General features: G+C 68.9%; 23 protein-coding genes. 9 read left to right on the top strand and 14 right to left on the bottom strand.

The genetic code is table 11. The annotated features are described in order from the left end of the window. Nucleotides 1-212: 212 nt before the first annotated feature. Both murJ and C3Y15_RS08010 read left to right on the top strand, forming a co-directional pair. Nucleotides 213-1,808 carry a murein biosynthesis integral membrane protein MurJ gene (gene murJ / locus C3Y15_RS08015; RefSeq protein WP_311732190.1) on the top strand — a complete coding sequence of 532 codons (1,596 nt, stop codon included), beginning with the start codon at nt 213-215 and terminating at the stop codon, nt 1,806-1,808. Between the two features lie 8 nt (nt 1,809-1,816). Next, entirely contained in the window at nt 1,817-2,659 is an 843-nt protein-coding gene (locus tag C3Y15_RS08010; RefSeq protein WP_011885813.1) for a SirB1 family protein, read from the top strand. 150 nt (nt 2,660-2,809) lie between these two features. Here the strand turns inward: C3Y15_RS08010 and adk are convergent, their stop codons facing one another. The 4 genes from adk to lpxK all read right to left on the bottom strand — a co-directional run bounded on the left by adk (nt 2,810) and on the right by lpxK (nt 5,795). Beyond that, nucleotides 2,810-3,472: an adenylate kinase gene (gene adk / locus C3Y15_RS08005; RefSeq protein WP_034192639.1), complete on the bottom strand. Its 663-nt coding sequence runs from the start codon at nt 3,470-3,472 to the stop codon at nt 2,810-2,812. A 207-nt stretch (nt 3,473-3,679) separates the two neighbouring features. Further along, entirely contained in the window at nt 3,680-4,471 is a 792-nt protein-coding gene (gene kdsB / locus C3Y15_RS08000) for a 3-deoxy-manno-octulosonate cytidylyltransferase (RefSeq protein ID WP_014723514.1), read from the bottom strand. Between the two features lie 111 nt (nt 4,472-4,582). Further along, nucleotides 4,583-4,786, bottom strand: coding sequence for a Trm112 family protein (locus C3Y15_RS07995; RefSeq protein ID WP_006750935.1), 204 nt, complete (start codon nt 4,784-4,786; stop codon nt 4,583-4,585). Then, nucleotides 4,767-5,795 (bottom strand): tetraacyldisaccharide 4'-kinase, encoded by a 1,029-nt coding sequence (gene lpxK / locus C3Y15_RS07990; protein WP_059455023.1) that lies wholly within the window; start codon nt 5,793-5,795, stop codon nt 4,767-4,769. The genes C3Y15_RS07995 and lpxK overlap by 20 nt, the downstream gene beginning before the upstream one ends. A 450-nt stretch (nt 5,796-6,245) precedes the next feature. Here lpxK and xseA point away from each other — a divergent pair, with 450 nt between their 5' ends. Next, nucleotides 6,246-7,628, top strand: a complete 1,383-nt coding sequence (gene xseA, locus C3Y15_RS07985; protein ID WP_011885809.1) for an exodeoxyribonuclease VII large subunit — start codon at nt 6,246-6,248, stop codon at nt 7,626-7,628. Between the two features lie 240 nt (nt 7,629-7,868). Then, a complete protein-coding gene (gene sodB / locus C3Y15_RS07980; protein WP_014723511.1) occupies nt 7,869-8,447 on the top strand; it encodes a superoxide dismutase [Fe] in 579 nt (192 codons plus the stop codon). Between the two features lie 118 nt (nt 8,448-8,565). Here the strand turns inward: sodB and chrA are convergent, their stop codons facing one another. After that, nucleotides 8,566-9,783: a chromate efflux transporter gene (gene chrA, locus C3Y15_RS07975; protein WP_059460504.1), complete on the bottom strand. Its 1,218-nt coding sequence runs from the start codon at nt 9,781-9,783 to the stop codon at nt 8,566-8,568. A gap of 126 nt (nt 9,784-9,909) precedes the next feature. Beyond that, nucleotides 9,910-10,617, bottom strand: a complete 708-nt coding sequence (locus tag C3Y15_RS07970; protein ID WP_059460505.1) for a Crp/Fnr family transcriptional regulator — start codon at nt 10,615-10,617, stop codon at nt 9,910-9,912. 81 nt (nt 10,618-10,698) lie between these two features. Between C3Y15_RS07970 and C3Y15_RS07965 the strand changes: the two genes are divergently transcribed. Continuing rightward, nucleotides 10,699-11,223, top strand: a complete 525-nt coding sequence (locus C3Y15_RS07965; RefSeq protein WP_011885796.1) for an Mpo1-like protein — start codon at nt 10,699-10,701, stop codon at nt 11,221-11,223. 123 nt (nt 11,224-11,346) lie between these two features. Then, nucleotides 11,347-11,949, top strand: a complete 603-nt coding sequence (locus C3Y15_RS07960; protein ID WP_059475199.1) for a methyltransferase domain-containing protein — start codon at nt 11,347-11,349, stop codon at nt 11,947-11,949. 15 nt (nt 11,950-11,964) lie between these two features. Here the strand turns inward: C3Y15_RS07960 and C3Y15_RS07955 are convergent, their stop codons facing one another. Both C3Y15_RS07955 and mdtD read right to left on the bottom strand, forming a co-directional pair. Continuing rightward, on the bottom strand, nt 11,965-13,239 hold the full coding sequence (locus C3Y15_RS07955) for an EAL domain-containing protein (RefSeq protein WP_011885794.1): 1,275 nt from the start codon (nt 13,237-13,239) through the stop codon (nt 11,965-11,967). Nucleotides 13,240-13,461: 222 nt separating this feature from the next. Beyond that, on the bottom strand, nt 13,462-14,901 hold the full coding sequence (gene mdtD / locus C3Y15_RS07950) for a multidrug transporter subunit MdtD (protein ID WP_011885793.1): 1,440 nt from the start codon (nt 14,899-14,901) through the stop codon (nt 13,462-13,464). Nucleotides 14,902-15,112: 211 nt separating this feature from the next. Between mdtD and C3Y15_RS07940 the strand changes: the two genes are divergently transcribed. After that, nucleotides 15,113-15,436 carry a DUF2917 domain-containing protein gene (locus tag C3Y15_RS07940; RefSeq protein ID WP_014723505.1) on the top strand — a complete coding sequence of 108 codons (324 nt, stop codon included), beginning with the start codon at nt 15,113-15,115 and terminating at the stop codon, nt 15,434-15,436. On the opposite strand, the gene C3Y15_RS07935 is transcribed toward C3Y15_RS07940, so the two are convergent. Continuing rightward, entirely contained in the window at nt 15,409-16,641 is a 1,233-nt protein-coding gene (locus C3Y15_RS07935; RefSeq protein ID WP_124259756.1) for a citrate/2-methylcitrate synthase, read from the bottom strand. The two genes, C3Y15_RS07940 and C3Y15_RS07935, sit on opposite strands and share 28 nt — an antisense overlap. A gap of 138 nt (nt 16,642-16,779) precedes the next feature. On the opposite strand from C3Y15_RS07935, the gene C3Y15_RS07930 reads away from it, so the two are divergent. Continuing rightward, on the top strand, nt 16,780-18,171 hold the full coding sequence (locus C3Y15_RS07930) for a CoA transferase (RefSeq protein WP_124259757.1): 1,392 nt from the start codon (nt 16,780-16,782) through the stop codon (nt 18,169-18,171). A 21-nt stretch (nt 18,172-18,192) separates the two neighbouring features. Here C3Y15_RS07930 and C3Y15_RS07925 read toward each other — a convergent pair whose 3' ends face one another. Next, a complete protein-coding gene (locus C3Y15_RS07925; RefSeq protein WP_034192708.1) occupies nt 18,193-18,939 on the bottom strand; it encodes a GntR family transcriptional regulator in 747 nt (248 codons plus the stop codon). Between the two features lie 157 nt (nt 18,940-19,096). Here C3Y15_RS07925 and C3Y15_RS07920 point away from each other — a divergent pair, with 157 nt between their 5' ends. Then, entirely contained in the window at nt 19,097-19,942 is an 846-nt protein-coding gene (locus C3Y15_RS07920) for an aldo/keto reductase (protein WP_124259758.1), read from the top strand. Nucleotides 19,943-20,143: 201 nt separating this feature from the next. Here the strand turns inward: C3Y15_RS07920 and C3Y15_RS07915 are convergent, their stop codons facing one another. From C3Y15_RS07915 to C3Y15_RS07900, 4 genes are all read right to left on the bottom strand, one after another. After that, the gene (locus C3Y15_RS07915) at nt 20,144-21,154 is read right to left on the bottom strand and encodes a HoxN/HupN/NixA family nickel/cobalt transporter (protein ID WP_124259759.1); all 1,011 of its coding nucleotides are present in this window, start codon (nt 21,152-21,154) and stop codon (nt 20,144-20,146) included. Nucleotides 21,155-21,323: 169 nt separating this feature from the next. After that, nucleotides 21,324-23,435, bottom strand: a complete 2,112-nt coding sequence (fusA, locus tag C3Y15_RS07910; protein ID WP_011885787.1) for an elongation factor G — start codon at nt 23,433-23,435, stop codon at nt 21,324-21,326. Between the two features lie 217 nt (nt 23,436-23,652). Next, the gene (locus C3Y15_RS07905; protein WP_059739857.1) at nt 23,653-24,153 is read right to left on the bottom strand and encodes a DUF192 domain-containing protein; all 501 of its coding nucleotides are present in this window, start codon (nt 24,151-24,153) and stop codon (nt 23,653-23,655) included. 159 nt (nt 24,154-24,312) lie between these two features. After that, the gene (locus C3Y15_RS07900; protein WP_072465376.1) at nt 24,313-24,525 is read right to left on the bottom strand and encodes a hypothetical protein; all 213 of its coding nucleotides are present in this window, start codon (nt 24,523-24,525) and stop codon (nt 24,313-24,315) included. Between the last annotated feature and the right edge of the window lie 259 nt (nt 24,526-24,784).

Below are 24,784 nucleotides of genomic sequence, written 5' to 3'. Positions count from 1 at the left end.
CAAGCGCTGCTTTTCGATCCGTCCCCTGAGAACGATTGCCCAGGGGCGCATAAAAAAACGGTGATTTTAACCGAGGCCGAGACATGAAAACGACAGGCGCCGTGCATGTAACAGGCTCAGAAACCGGCGATTATAGCAACAAAATCAAGTGCGTGGCAAGCCGGAAGTGACTGCCGCCCGAGAGAGGCCGGGCGCGGCATGCGCTTTTCCGCATCCGTCCGTGCCGGTACACACAAGCCCCGTATAATAAGCGCCCCATGAATCTATTCCGAGCCCTGCTGACGGTCAGCGGCTTCACGCTGCTGTCGCGCGTGACCGGACTGGCCCGCGAGACGCTGATCGCCCGTGCGTTCGGCGCCAGTCAATACACCGACGCGTTCTACGTCGCGTTCCGCATTCCGAACCTGCTGCGCCGCCTGTCCGCCGAAGGTGCGTTCTCGCAGGCGTTCGTGCCGATCCTCGCCGAGTTCAAGAACCAGCAGGGGCACGACGCGACCAAGGCGCTCGTCGACGCGATGTCGACCGTGCTCGCGTGGGCGCTCGCCGCGCTGTCGGTGCTCGGCATCGCCGGCGCGTCGTGGGTCGTGTTCGCGGTCGCGTCCGGCCTGCACGCCGACGGGCAGGCGTTCCCGCTCGCGGTCACGATGACGCGGATCATGTTCCCGTACATCGTGTTCATTTCGCTGACGACGCTCGCGTCCGGCGTGCTGAACACCTACAAGAGCTTTTCGCTGCCCGCGTTCGCGCCGGTGCTGCTGAACGTCGCGTTCATCGCGGCGGCGCTGTTCGTCGCGCCGCACCTGAAGGTGCCGGTGTTCGCGCTCGCGTGGGCAGTGATCGCGGGCGGCGTGCTGCAGTTCATCGTGCAGCTGCCGGGCCTGAAGAAGATCGACATGGTGCCGCTGATCGGTCTCAACCCGGTGCGTGCGCTGCGTCACCGCGGCGTGAAGCGCGTGCTGGCGAAGATGGTGCCCGCCACCTTCGCCGTGTCGGTCGCGCAGCTGTCGCTGATCATCAACACCAACATCGCATCGCGGCTCGGGCAGGGCGCGGTGTCGTGGATCAACTACGCGGACCGGCTGATGGAGTTCCCGACCGCGCTGCTCGGCGTCGCGCTCGGCACGATCCTGCTGCCGAGCCTGTCGAAGGCGCACGTCGATGCCGATACGCACGAATATTCCGCGCTGCTCGACTGGGGGCTGCGCGTCACGTTCCTGCTCGCCGCGCCGAGCGCGCTCGCGCTGTTCTTCTTCGCGACGCCGCTCACCGCGACGCTGTTCAACTACGGCAAGTTCGACGCGCACACGGTCACGATGGTGTCGCGCGCGCTTGCGACCTACGGGATCGGCCTCGTCGGCATCATCCTGATCAAGATCCTCGCGCCGGGCTTCTACGCGAAGCAGGACATCAAGACGCCGGTGAAGATCGCGATCATCGTGCTGATCGTCACGCAGATCTCGAACTACGTGTTCGTGCCGCTGATCGGCCATGCGGGTCTGACGCTGAGCATCGGCGTCGGCGCGTGCCTGAATTCGCTGCTGCTGTTTTTCGGCCTGCGCAAGCGCGGCATCTATCAGCCGTCGCCGGGCTGGCTGCGTTTCTTCGTGCAGCTGACGGGCGCCGCGCTCGTGCTCGCGGGCCTGATGCACTGGTGCGCGATCAATTTCGACTGGACCGGCATGCGCGCGCAGCCGCTCGATCGCATCGCGCTGATGGCCGCGTGCCTCGTGCTGTTCGCTGCACTATATTTCGGTATGTTGTGGGTGATGGGCTTCAAATACGCTTACTTCAAAAGGCGCGCCAAGTGACCACCGCAATGACCCGCGTCCTTGATTACTTCAGCACGCTCGTGGCGGACGACGACAGTCTGCCCGTCACGGAAGCCGCGCTGTCGCTCGCCCAGGACGCGTATCCGGACCTCGACCTGCAAGGCACGCTGGCCGAGATCGACATGCTCGCCGCGCGGCTGCGCCGTCGGCTCACCGACGATACGGGGCTGAAGGACCGCGTCGCCGCGCTCAACGAGTTCTTCTTTCGCGAGCTCGGCTTTGCGTGCAATCACAACGATTATTACGACCCCGATAACAGCCACCTGAACGCGGTGCTGAAACGCCGCCGCGGGATTCCGATCTCGCTTTCGGTGCTGTATCTCGAGCTCGCCGAGCAAATCGGCGTGCCGGCGCGCGGCGTATCGTTTCCCGGCCATTTCCTGCTGCGCGTGACGCTGCCGGACGGCGACCTGATCATCGATCCGACCAATGGCCATTCGCTGTCGGAAGCCGAAATGGTCGAGATGCTGGAGCCGTACGTCGCGCGGGCGGCGGGCGCGGTCGACAGCGCGTTGCGCGCGCTGCTGCAGCCGGCGACGAGCCGCGAGATCATCGCGCGCATGCTGCGCAACCTGAAGACGATCTATCTGCAGACCGAACGCTGGCAGCGGCTGCTCGCGGTGCAGCAGCGGCTCGTGATCCTGCTGCCCGAACAGCTCGACGAGGTGCGCGACCGCGGCTTCGCGTATGCGCGGCTCGATTACCTGCGCCCGGCGCTCGAGGATCTCGAGCAGTATCTCGGCGAACGGCCCGATGCCGACGACGCGACCGTCGTCGAATCGCAGGTGAGCGAGCTGCGGCAGCGCATGCAGCGCGACGGCGAAGACTGACGCTGCACGCGCCCGCTCGGCTGCGTAGAACGGTAGCGCGCACAACGCCGAACGCGGCACGCCGCGCATCGCGGCCCGATGCTGGCCGCCACGGTCGAAAAAAAAGCCGCCCCGACGGGGCGGCTTGCGGCTCACGGCCGATCGTGCTGCTTACTTCAGCGCGTCGAACGCACGCTCGCGGATCTCCTCGACGCTGCCGAGGCCCGAGATCTTCCGATACTGCGGCGCCTTCAGGCCGTTCTCCTCGCCGCGCTGCGCCCAGTCGCCGTAATACGTGATCAGCGGCTTGGTCTGCGCTTCGTACACTTCGAGGCGCTTCTTGACGGTTTCTTCCTTGTCGTCGTCGCGCTGGATCAGCGGCTCGCCCGTCACGTCGTCCTGGCCTTCGACCTTCGGCGGATTGAACTTCACGTGGTAGGTGCGGCCCGATGCCGGGTGCGTGCGACGACCGCTCATGCGCTCGACGATTTCCGAGAACGGCACGTCGATTTCGAGCACGTAGTCGATCGCGACGCCGGCTTCCTTCATCGCGTCGGCCTGCGCGATCGTGCGCGGGAAGCCGTCGAACAGGTAGCCGTTGGCGCAATCGGATTCCTTCAGGCGTTCCTTCACGAGGCCGATGATCAGCGCGTCGGGGACGAGCTTGCCGGCATCCATGTAGCCCTTCGCCTCGACGCCGAGCGGCGAGCCGGCCTTGACGGCCGCACGCAGCATGTCACCCGTCGAGATTTGCGGGATGCCGAATTTTTCCTTGATGAAGTTTGCCTGGGTGCCCTTTCCCGCGCCGGGCGCGCCCAACAGGATCAAACGCATGGTGATATCTCCGGTATGTAGATTCGTGTGGCGAGACGCTCAAGCGTCGGCGATAACGTGCGCGGGGCTTGCCTGGCGCGCGGCGGACCGGTCTGACGCGGCGCGTCGGCGATGGCGACGCGCGGCTGCCGGCACGGGCCGCGGCGGGGTCAAGCGAGGACGCGCGGGTCGCGGACGGCTCGCACAATCGCCTGATTATGCCACGGGTTATTTTGAACTCGGCCGAAAAAGGGCCTGCACGCGTGCGAGATCGGCCGGCGTATCGACGCCGGCTTCGGGTGCGCGCTCGGTAATCAGCACCGCGATGCGTTCGCCGTGCCACATCGCGCGCAGCTGTTCGAGCTGCTCGGCCTGCTCGATCGGCGCCTGCGCGAGCGACGGATAGGTGCGCAGAAAGCGCGCGCGATACGCGTAGAGACCGATGTGCCGATACACCGGAAAGGCCGGTGCGGGCATCGCCGCGACGTCGGGCCAGTGCGGCTGGTATGCGTCGCGGCTCCACGGAATCGGCGCGCGCGAGAAGTACATCGCGACGCTGCGCGCGTCGAGCGCGACTTTCACGACGTTCGGGTTGAACACGTCGGCCGCATCGTGGATCGGATGCGCGGCGGTCGCGATCGCGCAGTCCGGATGCGCGGCCAGGTGCGACGCTACGTCGCGCACCAGCGTCGGGTCGATCAGCGGTTCGTCGCCCTGCACGTTGACGACGACCGTGTCGTCACGCCATCCGAACGTCGCCGCGACTTCCGCGAGCCGATCGGTGCCGGACGGATGGTCGGCGCGCGTGAGCACCGCGTCGAAACCGTGATCGCGCGCGGCGTCGAGGACGGCCTGCGTGTCGGACGCGACGAGCACCTGCTGGGCGCCGGCTTCGCGGGCCCGCTCGGCGACGCGCACGACCATCGGCTTGCCGCCGACGTCGGCGAGCGGCTTGTTCGGCAGGCGCGTCGACGCGAGCCGGGCAGGAATGACGGCGATGAAGGGCTGCGGATGAGTCATCGGAACGGGGCGAAGAGAAGAGCGGGGCGGGCGGCGCGTCGAATGCGGGCGGCCCGGCAGGGTTCGGCGCGTACGACCGCGGAGGGCCGCGGTCGTGCGCCGTAGCGGCGTTCAGCTGCCGGCGGGGCCGGCCGGATCGACCGGCGTGCCTTCGACGGTCTGGCGCGCCTCGTCGACGAGCATCACGGGGATGCCGTCGCGGATCGGGTAGGCGAGCTTGTCCGCGTTGCAGATCAGCTCCTGCGCGGCACGGTCATAGTGGAGCGGGCCTTTGCAGATAGGGCACACAAGAATTTCAAGCAGGCGAGCGTCCACGGAGTTTCTCCACAACGAGGGCAATGAGGCGAGGATCGAGCGCGGCTTCGACGGGGACGACCCACAGCCGAGCGTCGCGCCAGGAAGCGCCCAATTTTACTGCATCCTTCTCGGTGATCAGGATCGCGTCGACGGCGTCGTCGACGAACGGATTGTCGGCGAACGCGTAATGGTCGGGCAGCGCGCGCGTCGCCGGCGCGAGGCCGGCCGCGCGCAGCGTCGCGAAGAAGCGCTCGGGCGCGCCGATGCCGGCCGCGGCGAGCACGCGCTCGTTCGCGAACTGCGACAGCGGACGGCGCAGCGTCGGCTGGTCGAGATGCCATGCGGCACCCGGCGTGAGCGCGAGCGCGTAGGTGTCGGGCCACGGCGGCAGCGCGCCGCTGTACGGATCGTTGACGAGCGTCGCGTCGCGATGGCGCGACAGCGGCTCGCGCAACGGCCCGGCCGGGAGCAGGAAGCCGTTGCCGCCGAGCCGGTGGTCGAACACGACCAGTTCGACCGTGCGGGCGAGACGGTAGTGCTGCAGCCCGTCGTCGCTGACGATCACGTCGACCTCCGGATGCGCGGCGCGCAGCGCCTGCGCGGCCGCCACGCGGTCGGGGCACACCCACACGGGCGCGCCGGTGCGGCGGGCGATCAGCAACGGCTCGTCGCCGGCCGCGCTCGCGCGCGACGCGGCGGTGACGGCGGTCGGCGCCTGCACGTTCGCGCCGTAGCCGCGCGATACGACGCCCGGCGTGAAGCCGGCCGCGCGCAGGGCATCGACGAGCGCGATCACGGTCGGCGTCTTGCCGGTGCCGCCGACGGTCACGTTGCCGACCACGACGACCGGCACGCCGACGTCGATGGGCTGCTTCCAGCCCTGCGTGTACGCGGTCCGGCGCAGCGCCGCGCACAGGCCGAATACGCACGCGAACGGCGTGAGCGCCCACGCGAGCGCGCCGCGGCGCTGCCATTCGCGCGTGATGCGCGCTTCGAGCCGCGCGAGCGGGCCGCCGCGGGCGCTCATCGGGCCGGACGCGGCGTGTCGTGCGCCGCGGCGTGGAACGGATTCGTCAACACGGATGCTCCGTTGGGCGGCGGATGCCGCTAGGTCTTCGGAAGGCGGCACTCTAGCGCGCCGCAGGCGCACGCGGCAAGCGCCGCCGGCCGACGCCGCTGGTGGGGCCGGATCGAGGTGGCCTGTGGACAACTCTGTGAAGAACTCCCCGTCCGCTCCCGCCGAATGCCCGTCGGACGGACATCGAATCGACTCCGAATCGCCTTGCAAGGCTTAAAAATATATAAAAATCAATGCGTTGCGAAGAATCGTCTGGCTTTTTCCGGGCTTTTCAAATGGTTTTGCCGGACGATTGTCGGAATGTGGAAACATTTTCAGCGGCGCGCCGCGGACGGTCGGCGCTGGACGCGGCGCGCGCGTCGGACTATCGTGTCGCCGCCAGCATTCATCCGACCGCTCATGCCTTCCGATACCCCTTTTTCCGCACCCGGCGCCTCGCGCGGCGGCGACGAAGTGATCCCCGTTTCGGCGCTCAACCGGGCGATTTCGACGATGCTCGAGCGCTCGTTTCCGCTGCTGTGGATCGCGGGCGAAGTGTCGAACTTCACGCGCGCCGCGAGCGGGCACTGGTATTTCTCGATCAAGGACCAGCAGGCGCAGATGCGCTGCGTGATGTTTCGCGGCCGGGCGCAGTATGCGGAATTCACGCCGCGCGAGGGCGATCGCATCGAGGTGCGCGCGGTCGTCACGATGTACGAGCCGCGCGGCGAGGTGCAGCTCAACGTCGAGGCCGTGCGGCGCACCGGGCAGGGGCGCCTGTACGAGGCGTTCCTGCGCCTGAAGGCGCAGCTCGAGGCCGAGGGGCTGTTCGCGCCCGAGCGCAAGCGGCCGTTGCCCGTGCATCCGCGCGCGATCGGCATCGTCACGTCGCTGCAGGCGGCCGCGCTGCGCGACGTGTTGACCACGCTCGCGCGCCGCGCGCCGCATCTGCCGGTGATCGTCTACCCGGCGCCCGTGCAGGGCGCGGGCGCCGCCGAGAAGCTCGTCGCGGCCGTGCAGACCGCGAACGCGCGGCGCGAGGTGGACGTGCTGCTCGTGTGTCGCGGCGGCGGATCGATCGAGGATCTGTGGTCGTTCAACGACGAAGCGCTCGCGCGGGCGATCGCCGCGAGCGAGCTGCCGGTCGTCTGCGGCGTGGGCCACGAAACCGATTTCACGATCGCGGACTTCGCGGCCGACGTGCGCGCGCCGACGCCGACCGGCGCGGCCGAGCTCGCGAGTCCGCAGCGCGCGTTGTTGCTGCGAGAGTTGAGCGAGCGGCAGCGTGCGCTCGCGCGCTGCGTCGCGCGCGGGCTCGAGCAGCGCGCGCAGCAGCTCGACTGGCTCGCGCGCCGGCTCGTCAGCCCGGCCGAGCGGCTGCAGCGGCAACGCGTCCACGTCGACCAACTGGCCGCGCGGCTCGCGTCGGCGGCGTCGCGCCCGGTGCGCGACGCGCGTGCGCGCTTCGCGCTCGCGCAGCTGCGCTGGCAACGCGCGCGTCCCGATCCGGCGCAGGCGCGTCACGTGCTCGCCGGTTTGTCGCAGCGTCTCGCGGTCGCGCTGCAGCGCCGCCACGAGCGCGACAGCGCGCGCGTGTCGGCATGCGCGGCGCGGCTCGAGGTGCTGAGCCCGCAACGCACGCTCGAGCGCGGCTACGCGGCGCTGATCGACGCGCAGACGGGCCGTGCGGTGCGCTCGCCGAGCGCGCTGAAGCCGCAGCGGCGCCTGACCGTGCATCTCGCCGAAGGCTCCGCCGACGTGTCGCTCGCCGACGTGCAGCCGCGGCTCACCGACACGATCTGACCGCCCGCGGCGGCTGCGCTGCGCACGTCGCGCGCACGTGTGCGCCGTGCGCGCGGCAGGAACGGATACTGCGCGCCGCATCGGCTTGCCCGCTATCCCGCCGGATGCAGCGCCAGCGCCGATTTTCCGCATACGGCGGACGAATACCCGTGAGTTTGCGGGGATATTCGGACTCGCCTACAATCGGACGCTCGGCAGCATTCAACACAGCCCCCCTACATACTCAACGAAGGAATTGCCATGGCTCATACGCTCCCGCCGCTCCCGTACGCAGAAGACGCACTCGCGCCGACCATCTCGAAAGAGACGATCGAGTACCACTACGGCAAGCATCACCAGGCATACGTCACGAACCTGAACAATCTGATCCCGGGCACGGAATTCGAAAACCTGCCGCTGGAAGAGATCGTGAAGAAGTCGTCGGGCGGCATCTTCAACAACGCCGCGCAAATCTGGAACCACACGTTCTTCTGGAACAGCCTGTCGCCGAACGGCGGCGGCGCACCGTCGGGCGCGCTGGGCGACGCGATCAACGCGAAGTGGGGTTCGTACGACGCATTCAAGGAAGCCTTCACGAAGGCTGCGGTCGGCACGTTCGGTTCGGGCTGGGCATGGCTCGTGAAGAAGGCCGACGGTTCGCTCGACATCGTGTCGACGAGCAACGCCGCGACGCCGCTGACGACGGCCGACAAGCCGCTGCTGACGATCGACGTGTGGGAACACGCGTACTACATCGACTACCGCAACGCACGTCCGAAGTTCGTCGAAGCGTTCTGGAACATCGTGAACTGGGACTTCGCAGCGAAGAACTTCGCGTAAGTCCGCGGGTGCCGCGCGCCGTCACGGCGCGCCGTGCGCTCCAGCTAAAAGCCCTCGAAACGGAACGCTTCGAGGGCTTTTTCGTTTTCCGTCGCGCTGCGCCTCACGCGGCGCGGGATCAGATCAACGTCGTCGCCGCCCAGCCGAGCGCCGCGCTCGCGATCACGACGGCCCACGGCGGCACGCGCCAGAACACCAGCGCAATGAACGCGACGAGCGCGGCCGCGAAATCGCGCGCCGACACGATCGTCTCGCGCCATACCGGCTGATACAGCGCGGCGAGCAGCAGCCCGACGACCGCCGCATTGACGCCCGCGAGCGCCGCCTGCATGCGCGTGCTGCGGCGCAGGCGTTCCCAGAACGGCGTGGTGCCCGCGACCAGCAGGAACGACGGCGCGAAGATCGACACGAGCGCGAGCGTTGCGCCGAGCCAGCCGTTCGGCGCATCGCGCAGCGCCGCGCCGAGGAACGCCGCGAACGTGAACAGCGGCCCCGGCACCGCCTGCGCGACACCGTAGCCGGCCAGAAACGCCGAATCGCCGACCCAGCCCGGCGCGACGACGGCGGCCTGCAGCAGCGGCAGCACCACGTGGCCGCCGCCGAACACCAGCGCACCGGTGCGGAAGAACGCGTCGACCACCGCGAGCGCGTGCGAATGGAGCGCATCGGCCGCGAGCGGCAGCGCGACGAGCAGTGCGGCGAACAGCACGAGCCACAACGCGCCCGCGCGGTGCGAGACGTGCAGCGGCAACGGCTCGTGCGCGCCGCGCTCGGGCTGCGGCAGTAGCACGAGGCCGGCCGCGCCGGCCGCCGCGATCACGACGACCTGCAGCCATGCGGCCGGCGCGAACAGCGCGACGCACGCGGCGAGCGCCATCAGGGTGACGCGGCGCGCATCCGGGCACAGCGTGCGCGCCATGCCCCACACCGCCTGCGCGATCACCGCGACCGACACGATCCGCAGCCCGTGCAGCGCGCCGGTCGCGATCGGCATGCCGGCCGCGTGCATGCCGAGCGCGACCAGCGTCATCGCGAGCGCGGACGGCAGTGTGAAGCCGAGCCACGCGGCGAACATCCCGGCATAGCCGGCGCGCGACAGCCCGATGGCCATCCCGACCTGGCTGCTCGCCGGGCCCGGCAGGAACTGGCACAGGCCGACGAGATCCGCATACGCGCGCTCGCTGAGCCAGCCGCGCCGCGTGACGAACGCCTCGCGGAAGTAGCCGAGATGCGCGACGGGGCCGCCGAACGACGTGAGGCCAAGCCGCAGGAACGCGACGAACACGGGCCATGCGTGGCGCGGTGCAGCGGTGACGGTCGAGGTGTCGTGGTTCAAGAGTGGATTCGGGCAAGAGGTGAGAGGGGAGGCGTCGCCACGATAGCGCGATAGTGCGATGCCGTGACGACGGAAATGCGGCGCTGCGATAGCGCGGCGGCTTCACGCACGCGGCCGCAGCCGCCGTCACGGCATGTCGTCGGGCAGTCCGCTGGCGCGCCGCAGCGCGTCGAGGTCGACGATTTCGATTTCGCCGACGTGCAGCCGCACCGCGCCGTCCGCTTCCAGCGCCTTCAGCAGCTGGTTGGTGGTCTGCCGCGTCAGCGACAGCATTGCCGCCAGCTTCTCCTGCGACAGCCGGACCCGCGTGCGGCCGACGCTGACTCCGCCGTAGCCGTCCGCGATCATCGCGAGGCGCGCCGCCAGCCGCTGCGCGGCCGTCATCATGCTCAGCGATTCGACCGACACGAAGCTCAGCCGCAGCTTCTGCGCCATCAGCAGCGCGAACTCCCGCCAGTATTGCGGCGTCGCGTCGAGGATCGCGAGCAGCGCGGGCTGCGGCACGTGCAGCAGCAGCGTGTCGTCGAGCGCGGCCGCATCGTGGGTGCGCGGCAGGCCGTCGAACAGCGCGATTTCACCGAACCACGTGACGGGCTCGGCGACCGTCAGCAGCGCTTCCTTGCCGTGCGCGTCGACGGCGCCTATCGTGATGGAGCCGCTCAGCACCGCATACAGCCCGCACGGCGGATCGCCGCGCCGGAACAGCGGATGGCCGGCCGGCAGGCGGCGCAGCGCGGCGCGCTCGAGCAGCGCCGCGCGCAACGCCGGCGGCAGCGCGGCGAACCACGGGTGCGCTTCGAGTTGCGGCAGGTACGGGGCGAGCGACGAGGTCATGGCGGCGCGATGTCGGATAGCTGACAGAGGTTCTCGGGCGTGACGCGCATCATAGCGCTCGATGACCGTTCAGGAGACGCGATGAAGACCCTCGAAGACCACCTGTCCCAGTATGCGGCCTACCACCGCGACGTGCGCAACATCGCGACCCATCTGGTCGGCATTCCGCTGATCGTGTTCGCGGTCGAAGTGCTGCTGTCGCGGCCGCTGCTCGGCACGCTGGCCGGCGTCGCGGGGTCGCCGGCGCTGCTGTTCGCGACCGCGTTCGCGGCGTTCTACCTGCGCCTGGATCTGCGCTTCGGGCTCGCGATGACCGCGCTGCTCGCCGTCGGCCTGTGGGCGGCGCACACCGTCGCGCTGTTGCCGACGGCGCGCTGGCTCGGCATCGGCATCGGCGCGTTCGTGGTCGGCTGGATCGTGCAGTTCGTCGGTCATTGGTTCGAGGGACGCAAGCCCGCGTTCGTCGACGATCTGATCGGGCTGGCGGTCGGGCCGCTGTTCGTCGTCGCCGAAGTGGCGTTCTTCGCCGGCCTGCGCGGCGACCTGCGCCGCGAAGTCGAGCGGCGCGCCGGGCCGCTGCGCGGCGGCGCGCATTCGCACGTGTGAGCGTCGCCCGCGCGGCAAGGGCGTAAGGGCGGCGCCGGCCGCTGCTGCGGCCGCGTATCGTGCGCGCGGCGCAGCGGCTAAGATGCTGGGTGCGTCATCCGACGCTTACGTGGAGCAATCGCCATGGCGGATCGCCCGACTCTGGATGCGTACGACACGCATGCCGCGCAATACGCGCAGGACTGGCTCGACCAGGCCGCGCCAGACGACATGTATGCGCTGCTCGAGCAGTATTTCACGCCGGGGCCGACGGCCGACGTCGGCTGCGGCGTCGGGCGCGACGCCGCGTGGCTCGCGTCGCAGGGATACGACGTGCGCGGCTACGACGCGAGCGCCGCGCTGCTCGCCGAGGCGCGCGCGTCGCATCCGTCGCTGACGTTCGAGCTCGCCGCGCTGCCGGCGCTCGACGGCGTGCCGTCCGGCGCGTTTCGTAACGTGCTGTGCGAGACGGTGGTGATGCACCTCGAGCATGCCGATGCGGCCGCGGCGGTTGCGCGGCTGGCCACGTTGCTGATGCCCGGCGGCACGCTCTATCTGAGCTGGCGAGTCGCCGGCAACGGCGCGCTGCGCGACGACCGCGGCCGGCTCTATACGCCGCTCGATGCGGCGCGCATGCGTGCCGCGCTCGGCGCCGACATGGACGTGCTCGACGAGCACGAAGTGGTCAGTGCGTCGTCAGGCAAGCGCGTGCACCGGCTGATCGCGCGCCGCACGGCCACGGCATGAGCGCGGCCCGCGCGTTCATGCGCGGGTGAGCGCCGCTTCCCAGTTGATGTCGACGCAGAGCACCTGCATGCCCTGCGCGGCCGGCGCGGCGATCGACGCCGTCACGCACAGGTGCGCCTCGTTGATCGACAGGTACGGCGCCGTCAGATGTACGCGGCCCGGCGCGCGCATCGCTTCGATGAAGTACGGCCGGCGTTCCCAGCTCGCACCTTCAGAATGCAGCAGCGGCCGGAAGCGTTTCGCGCGCTGCGAAACGCTGCCGCGTGCGAGCACGTTGTCGCCGATCTGGCGGCCCGATGCGTCGAGCAGGAAGCAGCGCGCGGTCTCGGCCAGCCCGAGCACGCAGCCGGCCGCGTCGATCAGCGGTTCGCCCGCGGCGAGCTTGCGGCTCGCTTCCTCGAGCGCGGCGACGTAGGGCGCGAGCCGTTCGGCCTGCGTGCGCTCGCGCTGCGCGACGCGCAGCCGCAACGCGGCCGACAGCGTATCCATGCAGCCGGCCGCGGCCTGCGGCTGCACCGGGTCGACGCTCGGACCGGCGAAGTATTGTCCCTGCACGAAATCGACGTCGCACTCGAGCGCGATCAGCGCGTCGCGCTCAGTCGCGAGCCCGCCCATCAGCACGAGCTGCCCGGATTCGTGCAGCAGCGACACGAGCCCCGGCAGCACGCGTTCCAGATGCGAGTGTTCGCTCGCCTGCGCGAGGATGCCGCGGTCGAGCGTGACGATGTCCGGATGCAGGTGCCACACGCGGTCGATGTTCGAATGCTTCGCGCCGAAGCCGCCGAGCGCGATCAGGAAGCCGGCCTTGCGCAGCCCGTCGACGATCGCCGCGTAGCGCGGCGTCTCGCCGCCGGCCTGCTCGGGCACCTCGAGCACCACGCGATGCGGCGGCAGCCCGAGCGCCTTCAGGTTCGCGAGCAGCGCGTCGCCGTAGATGGTGTCCATCAGCGCGGCCGGATGCAGGCTCAGGAAGAGCCATTCGTCGTGACTGTCGAACGCGTGAAAGTTACCGAGGTGCAGTGATTCGGCGAGACGGCCGAGTTCGAGCAGATCGCCGCGCCGCGCCGCCTGCGTGAACACCTCGTGCGACGCGACCTGCCGGCCTTCCTCGTCGTGCGCGCGCAGCGACGCGTGATAGCCGATCGCGCGGCGATGCGACACCGAGAAGACCGGCTGGAACACGCTGAATACGGTGTAGGCGCCGTACAGCACGGTGCGGCGCTTGCCGTCGTCGCCGGCAACGGGGCGGGGCGGCTGAAAGCCGGGGGGATCGATGTCGATCATGCTCATGATGTCGGCCGGAGGAAGACTGCCAGTTTACCTACAGAATAGGTCAGCAAGAAGCATGCACGGCATTGCGCCCCGTGCAGCGGCCCGCCGCGACCGTCTGCCGTCCTTTGCTGCGGCCCGATGCGGCGGCGCTGCACCGACATGGTGCGCCACGCGCCGTCGTGGCGATCGCGGGCGTGCCGTGGCGATCGTCGGCGCATGATCGGCGCCCGTGGGCGCGCATCATGCGCGTTCGGACGGATCGGTCTTGTGCGGCGCGCGGCCGCGGATTTCCGGCGCGAGCTGCGCGAAGATCCACGCGGACGCCGCGGTGATGATCCCGACGCAGACGAAGGTCGCGTGAAACGCCGGCAGCGTGTTGCTCGGCGTCACCGTGCGCAGCATCCCGGTGAAGGTGGCGAGCAACGCGCCCGCGACCGTGACGCCGAGGCTCATCGACAGCATCTGCACGAGCGAGAACAGGCTGTTGCCGCTGCTGGCGCCGCCGGTGCCGAGATCCTTCAGCGTCAGCGTGTTCATCGCGGTGAACTGCATCGAGTTGAAGCCGCCGAACAGCGCGAGGTGGACGACCTTCACCCAGACCGGCACCGTGTCGCGCATCAGCGCGAAGCTCGCCATCATCACGCCGACCATGATCGTGTTCACCAGCAGCACCTTGCGGTAGCCGTGCCGGGTGATCAGCTGCGTGATGATGGGCTTCGAGAACATGCCCGCGGCGGCGACCGGCAGCATCATCAGCCCGGCCTCGAACGCGGAATAGCCGAGGCTCACCTGCAGCAGCAGCGGGATCAGGTACGGCATCGCGCCGCTGCCGATGCGCGCGAACAGGTTGCCGAGCAGGCCGACGCTGAACGTGTGGATCCGGAACAGCTCGAGCGAGAAGATCGGCTGCGGCGCGCGCACCGCGTAGAGCCCGTACGCGACGAAGCACGCGAGGCTCAGGATCAGCAGCACGAGCACCGCCGCGTGCTGCATGCCGAGATCGGCGAGGCCGTCGAGCGACAGCGAGATCGCGACCATCCCGATCGTCAGCAGCAGATAGCCCTTCAGGTCGAAGCGGCCGACGGCCGGATTGCGCGAATCGGGCATCGAGTAGAACGTCGCGACGCAGCCGGCGATGCCGACCGGCACGTTGATCAGGAAGATCCAGTGCCACGACGCGATCTTCACGAGCCAGCCGCCGAGCGTCGGGCCGATCAGCGGGCCGATCAACCCCGGAATCGCGACGAACGACAGCGCGGGCAGATAGCGCTCGGCCGGAAAGGTGCGCAGCACCGCGAGCCGCCCGACCGGCAACAGCATCGCGCCGCCCACGCCCTGCACGACGCGGAACACGACGAGTTGCGACAGCGTATGCGCGTTCGCGCACAGCAGCGAACCGAGCGAGAACACGAGGATCGCGCTGAAGAACACGCGGCGCGTGCCGAACGTGTCGGCGAGCCAGCCCGACACGGGGATCATCACGGCCATCGTCAGCGAATACGCGATCACGACCGACTGCATCCGCAGCGGCGATTCGCCGAGGCTCACGGCCATCGACGGCAGCGCCGTGTTGACGATCGTCGCATCGAGCGTCTGCATGAAGAAGCCCGTTGCAACGAGCCAGAGCATCACGGTGAGGTTCTTTTCGCCGGGAGCGGCGGCGGGCGGGCGCTGGAACATGGAGTGGACCGATGGTGCGGGACAGCCGCCATTGTAGGGAAAGCCGCCGAACCCCGCAGAACGGGGCAGCCGCCGCAGCAGCGTCGAACGGACGCTCGTGCGCCGGCGCGCCGGTACAGTTCAGCCGAAACTGTCCGCAGGCGTATCTGTCGGCGTCGTGCCCGGGTCCGGAATACTGGAGCCATCGAAACCACGCGGACCGGAGGCGACCATGCGCGAACTGCGACTCTACGAAATGGACGGCAACGAACCGGCCGCGCGGTGGCGCATCGTCGATCGCACCGACCTGCACGTCGCCGACGGCGACCTGTGGGTGACGATCGAGGGCCGCCCGGCCGATTACTGGCTGCACGCCGGCGAATCGCTGGCGCTGCTGCCCGGCATGCGCGTGTGGGTCAGCGCGGCGGCCGGCGGTGCGGTGTTCGCGTTCGGTCCGCAGGCCGCTCGCGCTCGCCAGGCTGTGCCGCTCACGTGGCGCTGGCTCGACGCTGCGCGCGGCCGCGTGGGTCAGCCCGGCGCGTCGCTGCCGACGTAACGCGCACGCGGCCGGATCAGCTTGCCGTCCGCATACTGTTCGATCGCATGCGCGATCCAGCCGGCCGTGCGGCCGGCCGCGAACAGCGTGAAGCCGGCGCCTGCGGGCAGCGCGAGCGTGCGCTCCAGCACCGCGAGCGCGAAATCGATCGTCGGCCGCAGGCCGGTGGCCGCCTCGACGCGCGCGGCCAGCGCGCCCGCTGCGCGCAGCGGCTGCCGTTCGGGCTGCGTCGTGCAAAGCGCATCGAGCAGCGCGCGTGCGCGCGGATCGCCGTCGGGATAGAGCGGATGCGCGAAGCCGGCCAGCGCCGTGCGCGCGCCCTCGCTGCGCTCGTCGCGCGCGAGCCGCTGCGCGAGGTAGCGATCGAGGTCGGCGGCGTGCGCCGCTTCGTCGAGCAGCGCACCGGCGCGCAACGTCTCGCCGCCGTGCCGCGGGCCCGACAGTGCGGCGAGCCCGCCCGCGATCGCGCCGAACAGATGGGTGCCCGTCGACGCGATGCAGCGCACCGCGAAGGTCGACGGGTTCAGCTCGTGGTCGGCGCACAGCACGAGCGCACGGCGCAGCAGATCGGCGTCGGCGCGCCGCCGGATGCCCCACGCGGCGGCGAGCTGCCGATGCACGGGCGCGTCGCGCGGCGCGACGCCGGCCAGCGCCGCGGCCGTCACGCGCAGCAGCAGCGCGGCGGTGTCGAGTTGCGCGTCGCATCCTGGCGCCCACCGGCCGGGCAGCGATGCGGCCGCGGCCGGCAGCAGCACCAGCGTGCGCTCCAGCGGCGCGAGATGCGCCCAGCGGCGCGCCCAGTCGCGCCATTGCGCGGCGTCGAAACCGGTCGACGCGAGCGACGCAGCGGCAAGCCGCGCCGGCGCGCAATCCCATAGCCGCGCGGCCGTTTCCTCGAGCGTCGCGTCGTGGGCGAGCGTGAGCGCATCGATGCCACGATAGTAGAGGCGGCCATCGGCGATCTGCGTGATCCTCGATTCGAGCACGGGCACACCCCAGTCGAGCGAGCGCTCGGCGACGCCGCCCGCGCGCTTCGCATCGGCGCGGCGGCGTGCGAGCAGATGCACTTCGTCCGCATCGTAGCGGCGGCGCTTGCTCGCGCCGTCCGGCAGCGAGCGCAGCAGGCCGCGACTCACGTACGCATAGAGCGTGCTGATGCTGACGCCGAGAATGTCCGCGGCTTGCGGCGCGCTGAGAGACCTCATTCGATCACTCCTGTCGGTGCGCATGAAGCGCGGCCCGGCTACAACTATTCGTTATGCGTTGATTCGCGCAATCAAGATTGATCGCGTCCGTCGCGAATTCTAGACTCGATTCCGTTTTCCCAACGGCGCACTCGCACGATGACACCCGAACTCGCATTGACCCGTTTGTGGCAACTCGCACACGGCGAGCCCGACGCACTGGCTCGCGTGACCGTGACCGGGCAGGACCCGACGTTGCCGTCCACCTTCCACGTCGGCACGCTGGCCGCGGCGACGATCGCGGCGGCGGGGCTCGCGGCCGCCGAATGTCATCGGCTGCGCACGGGCGTCGCGCAGCGTGTCGACGTGTCGCTGCGCGACGCGCTCGTCGCGTTCCGCAGCGAGCGCTATCTGCGCGTCGACGGCGGGCCGCCGCCGGAGCCGCGCCATCCGGTCACCGGCTTCTATGCGACGCGCGATGCGCGCTGGATCCAGTTGCACGCGAACTTCCCGCACCATCTGCACGGGATTCTCGACGTGCTGGGCTGCGGCCCGCAGCCCGATGACGTCGCCGCGGCGATTCGCACCTGGGACGGCGCGGCGCTCGATACCGCGCTGGCCGAGGCCGGCCTGTGCGCGGCCTTGATCAGGAGCGCAGACGAATGGGCCACGCACGAGCAGGCGCGCGCGCTTGCGGCGCTGCCGTTGTTCGAGATCGAGCGGATCGGCGACGCGCCGGTCGAGGCGATCGGCCGCGGCGAGCCGGACCGGCCGCTCGCCGGCGTACGCGTGCTGGACCTCACGCGCATCATCGCGGGGCCGGTCGCCGGCCGCACGCTCGCATCGCACGGGGCGCAGACGCTGCTCGTCAACGGCCCGCACCTGCCGAACATCGCGTCGCTCGTGATCGACAACGGCCGCGGCAAGCGCTCGACGTGGATCGACCTGCGCGACGCCGCAGGCGCCGCCGCGCTGCATGCGCTGGCGCGCGACGCGGACGTGTTCGTGCAGTCGTACCGCCCGGGCGCGCTCGCGGCACGCGGCTTCGTGCCCGAGGCGCTCGCGCAGCGACGGCCGGGTATCGTCTGCGTGTCGGTGTCCGCGTACGGGCATGCGGGGCCGTGGTCGAAGCGGCGCGGCTTCGACAGCCTCGTGCAGTCGGCGAGCGGCATCGCGTGGCAGGAGCAGCACGCGGCCGGTGCGGCGAGCCCGCGCCATCTGCCGTGCCAGGCGCTCGACCACGCGACGGGTTATCTCGCGGCGTTCGGCGCGATGATCGCGCTCGCGCGGCGTGCGACGCAAGGCGGCAGTTGGCACGTGCGCGTATCGCTGGCGCAGACGGGGCGCTGGCTGCAATCGTTCGGTGTCGTGCCCGACGGCCTGCAAGCGCCGGAGTTCGCGCCGGACGACGTGCGCGACCGGCTGGAGCGGATGGCGTCGCCGTTCGGCACGATCGATGCCGTGCGTCCGGCCGAACGCCTGTCGGCGACGCCGCCGCGCTTCACGCAACCGCCGGTGCCGCTCGGCAGCGACGACGCGCGCTGGCTGTGAGCCAAGGCGGCGCGCCCCGCGCTACCTGCGCAGTTCGACGACGAAGTCGTAGTAGTCGTTGCGGCAGTAGGTGTCGGTCAGCTCGATCGCGCGCTGGTCGGCCGTGTAGCCGATGCGCGTGATCAGCAGCAGCGCGTCGTGCGGCGCGATGCCCATCTGCTGCGCGATCTCGTCGCTCGCGTTGACCGCGCGGAAATGCTGCAGCGCGCGCACGATCGGCGTGCCGCGTGCTTCGAGATAGCTGTACAGCGAACCGCTGATCGCCTGCGGATCGGGAATCAGCGTGGCCGGAAACGTCGAGTTCTCGACGGCCATCACGATGCCGTCGGCGAGGCGCAGGCGCTTGAGCCTCGTGACCGATGCGGCCGGCGACAGGCCGAGCTGGATCACTTCGTCGCGGTTCGCCGGCTGGATCTCGCGCTCGAGCCATTGCGAGCTGGGCTTGAAGCCGCGGCGCTCGAGCATCTCGCTGAAGCTCGACAGCCGCGACAGCGGATCCTCGTAGCGCGGCTGGATGAAATTGCCGGCGCCCTGCGTGCGGCGGATCAGCCCTTGCTCGACCAGCAGCGCGATCGCCTTGCGCGCGGTGATGCGCGACACGCCGAGCGCTTCGGACAGCACGCGCTCGGACGGCAGCGCCTCGCCGGCCGCCCAGCGGTTGTCGTGGATCGCGTCGCCGAGCTTGCGGGCGAGCTGCAGATAAAGCGGCGTGTCGTTGTCGGGGTCGGGGCGCAGGTCCTGCCAGCGGTCGTCCGTGGGTGCCTTCATGGAATGGGTATCGATCAGGTTGCCGGCCATTCTAAGTCAACATGCGGTGCCGTTATAACGGGATTTTGCCCAGTAACAGGCGGGCCGCGCGGCGATTGACTACACTGGCCCATGCGTCGGCCGCGGTGTGCGGCCGACTATCCGCAGCGAGGAGCGCATGACAGACACGATCGCCACGGTCGTCCTGCCGAACGGTGAGACGATTCCGAAGCTCGGCCTCGGTACTTGGGAAATGGGCGAGCGGCCCGCCCGGCGCGCGGACGAGATCGCCGCGCTGCGCGAGGGCATCGCGCTCGGGATGACGCTGATCGACACCGCGGAGATGTATGGCGACGGTGCGACCGAGGAATTGGTCGGCGACGCGCTCGCCGGCCTGCGCGACGATGTCTTCATCGTCAGCAAGGTGTATCCGCATCATGCGAGCCGGCGCGGCGTCGTCGCTGCGTGCGACGCGAGCCTGAAGCGCTTGCACACCGATCGCATCGACCTGTACCTGCTGCACTGGCGCGGCGCGGTGCCGCTCGACGAGACGGTCGACGGCTTCGAGGCGCTGCGGCGCGCCGGGAAGATTCGCCATTGGGGCGTCAGCAATTTCGACACGTCGGACATGGCCGAACTCGTCGACGACGCGGGCGGCGGCGCCTGCGCGACCAACCAGATCCTGTACAACCTGGCGCGCCGCGGTCCGGAATTCGATCTGCTGCCGTGGCTGCGCGAGCGCCGGATACCGGCGATGGCGTACAGCCCGGTCGATCACGGACGGTTGCCGAAGCATTCGCCGCTCGACGAGATCGCGCGGCAGCGCGGCGTGTTGGTCATGCGCGTCGCGCTTGCATGGGTGCTCGCGCAGCCGCAGGTGATCGCGATTCCGAAGGCGTCGCGGATCGAACACGTGCGCGACAATCGTGCGGCGCTCGATCTCGTGCTGAGCGACGACGAGCGCGCGCAGCTCGACGCGTACTTCCGTCCGCCGCGCAGCAAGCGCGCGCTCGAAATGCTCTGAAGCGATTGCGGGATGCGGTGCGCCGGTTGGTGGCGCCGCGGTTGCCGTTGTCGTTCGCTTCTGCGCACACGGACCGCCGTGTACCGCGCAGACGGCGAGCTCACGCCATCGACCGACTACGCGCGGATATGCCGCACTACAGCGTTGGAAACACCGTCGCCGGTGTGCGCTGTGTTGCCGCGATGAAGCGTCGGACTACGTTCAGCGCGCCGTCGTGTCGGCCGCGCGCGGCCAGCGATGACAGAGGATCGACGCGACCCAGGCGACGACGAACAGCGCGACGATCCCGTAGCCGAGCGCGCCGAAGTGCTGACCGACGGCATCGAGCCCATCGCGCACGGGGCCGGTCAACGACAGCTTGTCCGCCAGCAGGCCGGCCGCCTCGATCCCGCCGACCGCCAGTGCCACGACCGCCGACACCAACGTGATGCTCGCGTTGTAGAGCAGCTTGCGTTGCGGGTCGTCCATCGCCCATCCGTACGCATGCATCATCAGCACGTTGTCGGTCGAGTCGATCAGCGTCATGCCGGCCGCGAACAGTGCGGGGAACAGCATGACCGCATAGACCGGCAGCGCGTGACTCGCGTGTGCCGCCGCGATCGCGAGCAGTGCGATTTCCGTTGCGGTGTCGAAACCGAGTCCGAACAGCACGCCGACCGGATACATGTGCCAGCTCTTCGACACGAACCGGAACAGCGGGCGCAGCAGCCGCGCGACGAAGCCGGCCGGGCGATGCGTATGCGTGCCGCCGTGTGCGTGACCGGGCGCGCGGCGATAGCGCCGCCACACGTCGCGCAGGATCGCGAGGTTCATGCATGCGAGCACCAGCAGGAAGGCCGCCGACACCGCGGTGCCGAGCGTGCCGCCGAGTTCGCGGAACGCGTCGAAGCGCTCGCGCAGCGCGAACGCGGTCAGCGCGACGCCGAGCGTCGCGGCGACCACGATCGTCGAATGGCCGAGCGAGAAGAACAGGCCGACCGTGACCGGCCGCCGGCCGTCGTGCATCAGCTTGCGGGTCGCGACGTCGATCGCCGCGATGTGATCGGCGTCCACCGCATGACGCAGCCCGAGCCCGTACGCGACGGCGGCGGTGCCGAGCAGCAGCGGATGGTCGCGCAGCACCGCGAGCGCCCAAACCCAGACGGCCAAGTTGGCGGCGATCAAGCCGGCATACAGCATCAGCAGGCGGCGCAGGGCAGGGGTCGGCGGCATCGCGGCGTTTCCTTCGGACGAATCGAGCGCCGATTGTGTCACGCGAAAAAGTCGCCGGGTTCGCGGGTCAAAAACGCGTGCCCGCGCGCGGACGAAAAAAAGCCCGTCCGGATTCGGACGGGCTGGACGGATGGCAGCTTGCCGCGCAGCGGCGCGCGCCGCCCCGCGCTTACTTCGTTTTCGCGTTGATCACGGCTTCCGACACGTTCGCCGGCGTTTCCGCGTAGTGCTTGAACTCCATCGTGTAGGTCGCGCGGCCCTGCGTCGCCGAGCGCAGCGACGTCGAGTAGCCGAACATCTCGGCGAGCGGCACTTCGGCGCGCACCAGCTTGCCGCCGCCGCCCGCGATGTCCTCCATCCCCTGCACGATGCCGCGGCGGCTGGAGAGGTCGCCCATCACGTTGCCCATGAAGTCCTCGGGCGTCTCGACCTCGACGGCCATCATCGGCTCGAGCAGCACCGGCTTCGCGCGGCGCATCGCTTCCTTGAACGCCATCGAGCCGGCCATCCGGAACGCGTTTTCGTTCGAGTCGACGTCGTGGTACGAGCCGAACACCAGATGCACCTTCACGTCGACGACCGGGTAGCCCGCGAGCACGCCGCTCTTGAGCGTGTCGATGATGCCCTTGTCGACGGCCGGGATGTATTCGCGCGGAATCACGCCGCCCTTGATCTCGTCGAGGAACTCGTAGCCCTTGCCGGGATTCGGTTCGAGCGTGATGACCGCGTGGCCGTACTGGCCGCGCCCGCCCGACTGCTTGACGAACTTGCCCTCGACGTCGGTCGCCGTGGTGCGCACCGTTTCGCGATACGCGACCTGCGGCTTGCCGACCGTCGCCTCGACGCCGAATTCGCGCTTCATCCGGTCGACCAGGATTTCGAGGTGCAGCTCGCCCATCCCGGAGATGATCGTCTGGCCCGATTCCTCGTCGGTCTGCACGCGGAACGACGGGTCTTCCTGCGCGAGACGGTTCAGCGCGAGGCCCATCTTTTCCTGGTCGGCCTTCGTCTTCGGCTCGACGGCCTGCGAGATCACCGGCTCCGGGAACTCCATCTTCTCGAGGATGATCGGCTTGGCCGGGTCGCACAGCGTGTCGCCGGTGGTCGCTTCCTTCAGGCCGACCGCCGCCGCGATGTCGCCCGCGCGCACTTCCTTGATTTCCTTGCGCTCGTTCGCGTGCATCTGCAGGATCCGGCCGAGCCGCTCCTTCTTGTCCTTGGTCGCGTTCAGCACGGTGTCGCCCGACTCGACGACCCCCGAATACACGCGGAAGAAGATCAGCTGGCCGACGAACGGGTCGGTCATGATCTTGAACGCGAGCGACGAGAACGGCTCGTCGTCGCTCGGATGACGTTCCGCAGGCTTGTCCGGATCGGCGAAGTCGTGGCCGAGGATCGCGGGCACGTCGACCGGCGACGGCAGATAGTCGATCACCGCGTCGAGCATCGCCTGCACGCCCTTGTTCTTGAACGCGCTGCCGCACAGCATCGGCACGATCTCGTTGGCGATCGTGCGTTTGCGCAAGGCGCCCTTGATCTCGTCCTCGGTCAGCGATTCATGGTCGTGCAGGTACTTCTCGAGCAGCTCCTCGCTCGCTTCCGCGGCCGCCTCGACCATCTTCTCGCGCCACTCGTGCGCGAGCTCGACGAGATTCGCCGGGATGTCCTCGTACGTGAATTTCACGCCCTGGCTTTCGTCGTCCCATACGATCGCCTTCATCTTGACGAGGTCGACGACGCCCTGGAAATGATCTTCCGCGCCGATCGGAATCTGGATCGGCACGGCGACGCCCTTCAGGCGCTCGCCGATCTGTTTCTGCACGCGGAAGAAGTCCGCGCCGATGCGGTCCATCTTGTTGACGAACGCGATGCGCGGCACCTTGTACTTGTTCGCCTGACGCCACACCGTTTCGGACTGCGGCTGCACGCCGCCGACCGAGTCGTAGACCATGCACGCGCCGTCGAGCACGCGCATCGAGCGCTCGACCTCGATCGTGAAGTCGACGTGCCCGGGGGTGTCGATGATGTTGATGCGGTGTTCCGGATAGTTGCCGGCCATGCCCTTCCAGAAGGCCGTGGTGGCGGCCGACGTGATCGTGATGCCGCGTTCCTGCTCCTGCTCCATCCAGTCCATCGTGGCCGCGCCGTCGTGCACTTCACCGATCTTGTGGCTCACGCCGGTGTAAAACAGGATGCGCTCGGTCGTGGTGGTCTTGCCGGCATCGATGTGAGCGCTGATCCCGATATTGCGATAGCGCTCGATGGGGGTTTTGCGGGGCACGTGAACCTCCTGGTGGTTCGGATCGTAAGCGGGCCGGCTGATATGGCGGCCCGGACTGGAACTAGCGAGATTTAAAGGATAGCGCTTGTCCGTGGCTTTTGCAGATGCGGTCGGCGGCGACCGAATCAAGGCGAGGGCCGGCGGGCGGCGCAAAAAAAGCCGGTGCGCCACGGGCGACCGGCCTGGTTCGATGCGCGGCGGTGCCGCCGCCGATGTATTACGGGGCCTTGGGCAGCCCGTCGAGCTTCATGCCCGGCTTGATGCCTTTCGCCGCGAACCAGCCCTTGCTCATTTCGAGCGCATACACGCCGTTGTTGCGCGGGCAGTGGTTGTCGGTCGTCTCGGCCTTCATCTCGTCGATGTCGGTGATCGTGCCGTCGGCGCGGATGAACGCGATGGACAGCGGGATCAGCGTGTTCTTCATCCAGAAGCAGTGCACGGCGTTCTCGTTGAACACGAACAGCATGCCTTCGTTCGGCGCGAGCTGCGAGCGGTACATCAGCCCCTGTTCGCGATCGGCGTCATTGGCGGCGACGGCCGCGTCGATCACGTACATGCCGGCGCGCAGCTTCACGCGCGGGAACTCGCTCGGCTGCTTCGCGCCGGGCGGCACCTGGGCGTGGACGGTCTGCATGCCGAGCGCGAGCACGGCGAGCGCGGCGGGAAACACGGCGGCGCGCGCAAGGCGGCCGAGCGACGAGCGCAGGGAGAGTCGCACAGCAAGGCTCCTATCGGGAAAACGAGACCCGCATGGTACGCGAAGCGTAGCGGCGGGCACAAAAGGAAAAAGGCAGATCGCCTCGCGGTGATCTGCCTTTCAACGCCGTAAGAACGGCAAGACTGCGTGTTCTTGACTGCGTTATTACAGCAAGCTTGCTTAGTTCGAAGCAGCTGCCGGAGCTTCGGCTTCGCTAGCTGCCTTCTTAGCTGCGTGGTGCTTCTTCTTTGCGTGGTGCTTCTTGGCAGCGTGCTTTGCCGGTGCCGAAGCAGCTGCCGGAGCAGCAGCCGAAGCAGCTTCCGGAGCCGATGCTTGTGCGAAAGCAGCCGTTGCGAAGAGGCCAGCGACCAGAGCGGCGATCAGTTTGTTCATGTTGTGTTCCTCAGCTTTAGTTAATTAACCAAATGACCCGGCATAGGAGTCATGACGTCTAACGGTGCCATCCACCTTTCGGTTGACAGACGCTTCGAGAAATTTCTCATTGCGCTGCGGGCGCCGAATCGTATTCGAAGAAAACGTCACTTTCGTGACGCAAACGCGTAAATAACGGCTCGGCTGCCAATGCCGGATAGCTCAGGGTGGCATCTGCGTGGTTTAACGCGCGATCTTCGCGGGCGGTTGACGAAACAGA

Source organism: Burkholderia sp. B10, assembly GCF_004368385.1.
Taxonomy (GTDB): domain Bacteria; phylum Pseudomonadota; class Gammaproteobacteria; order Burkholderiales; family Burkholderiaceae; genus Burkholderia; species Burkholderia vietnamiensis.
Note: the sequence above shows the minus strand (reverse complement) of the source record. Positions and strands in the feature narration are given on the sequence as shown.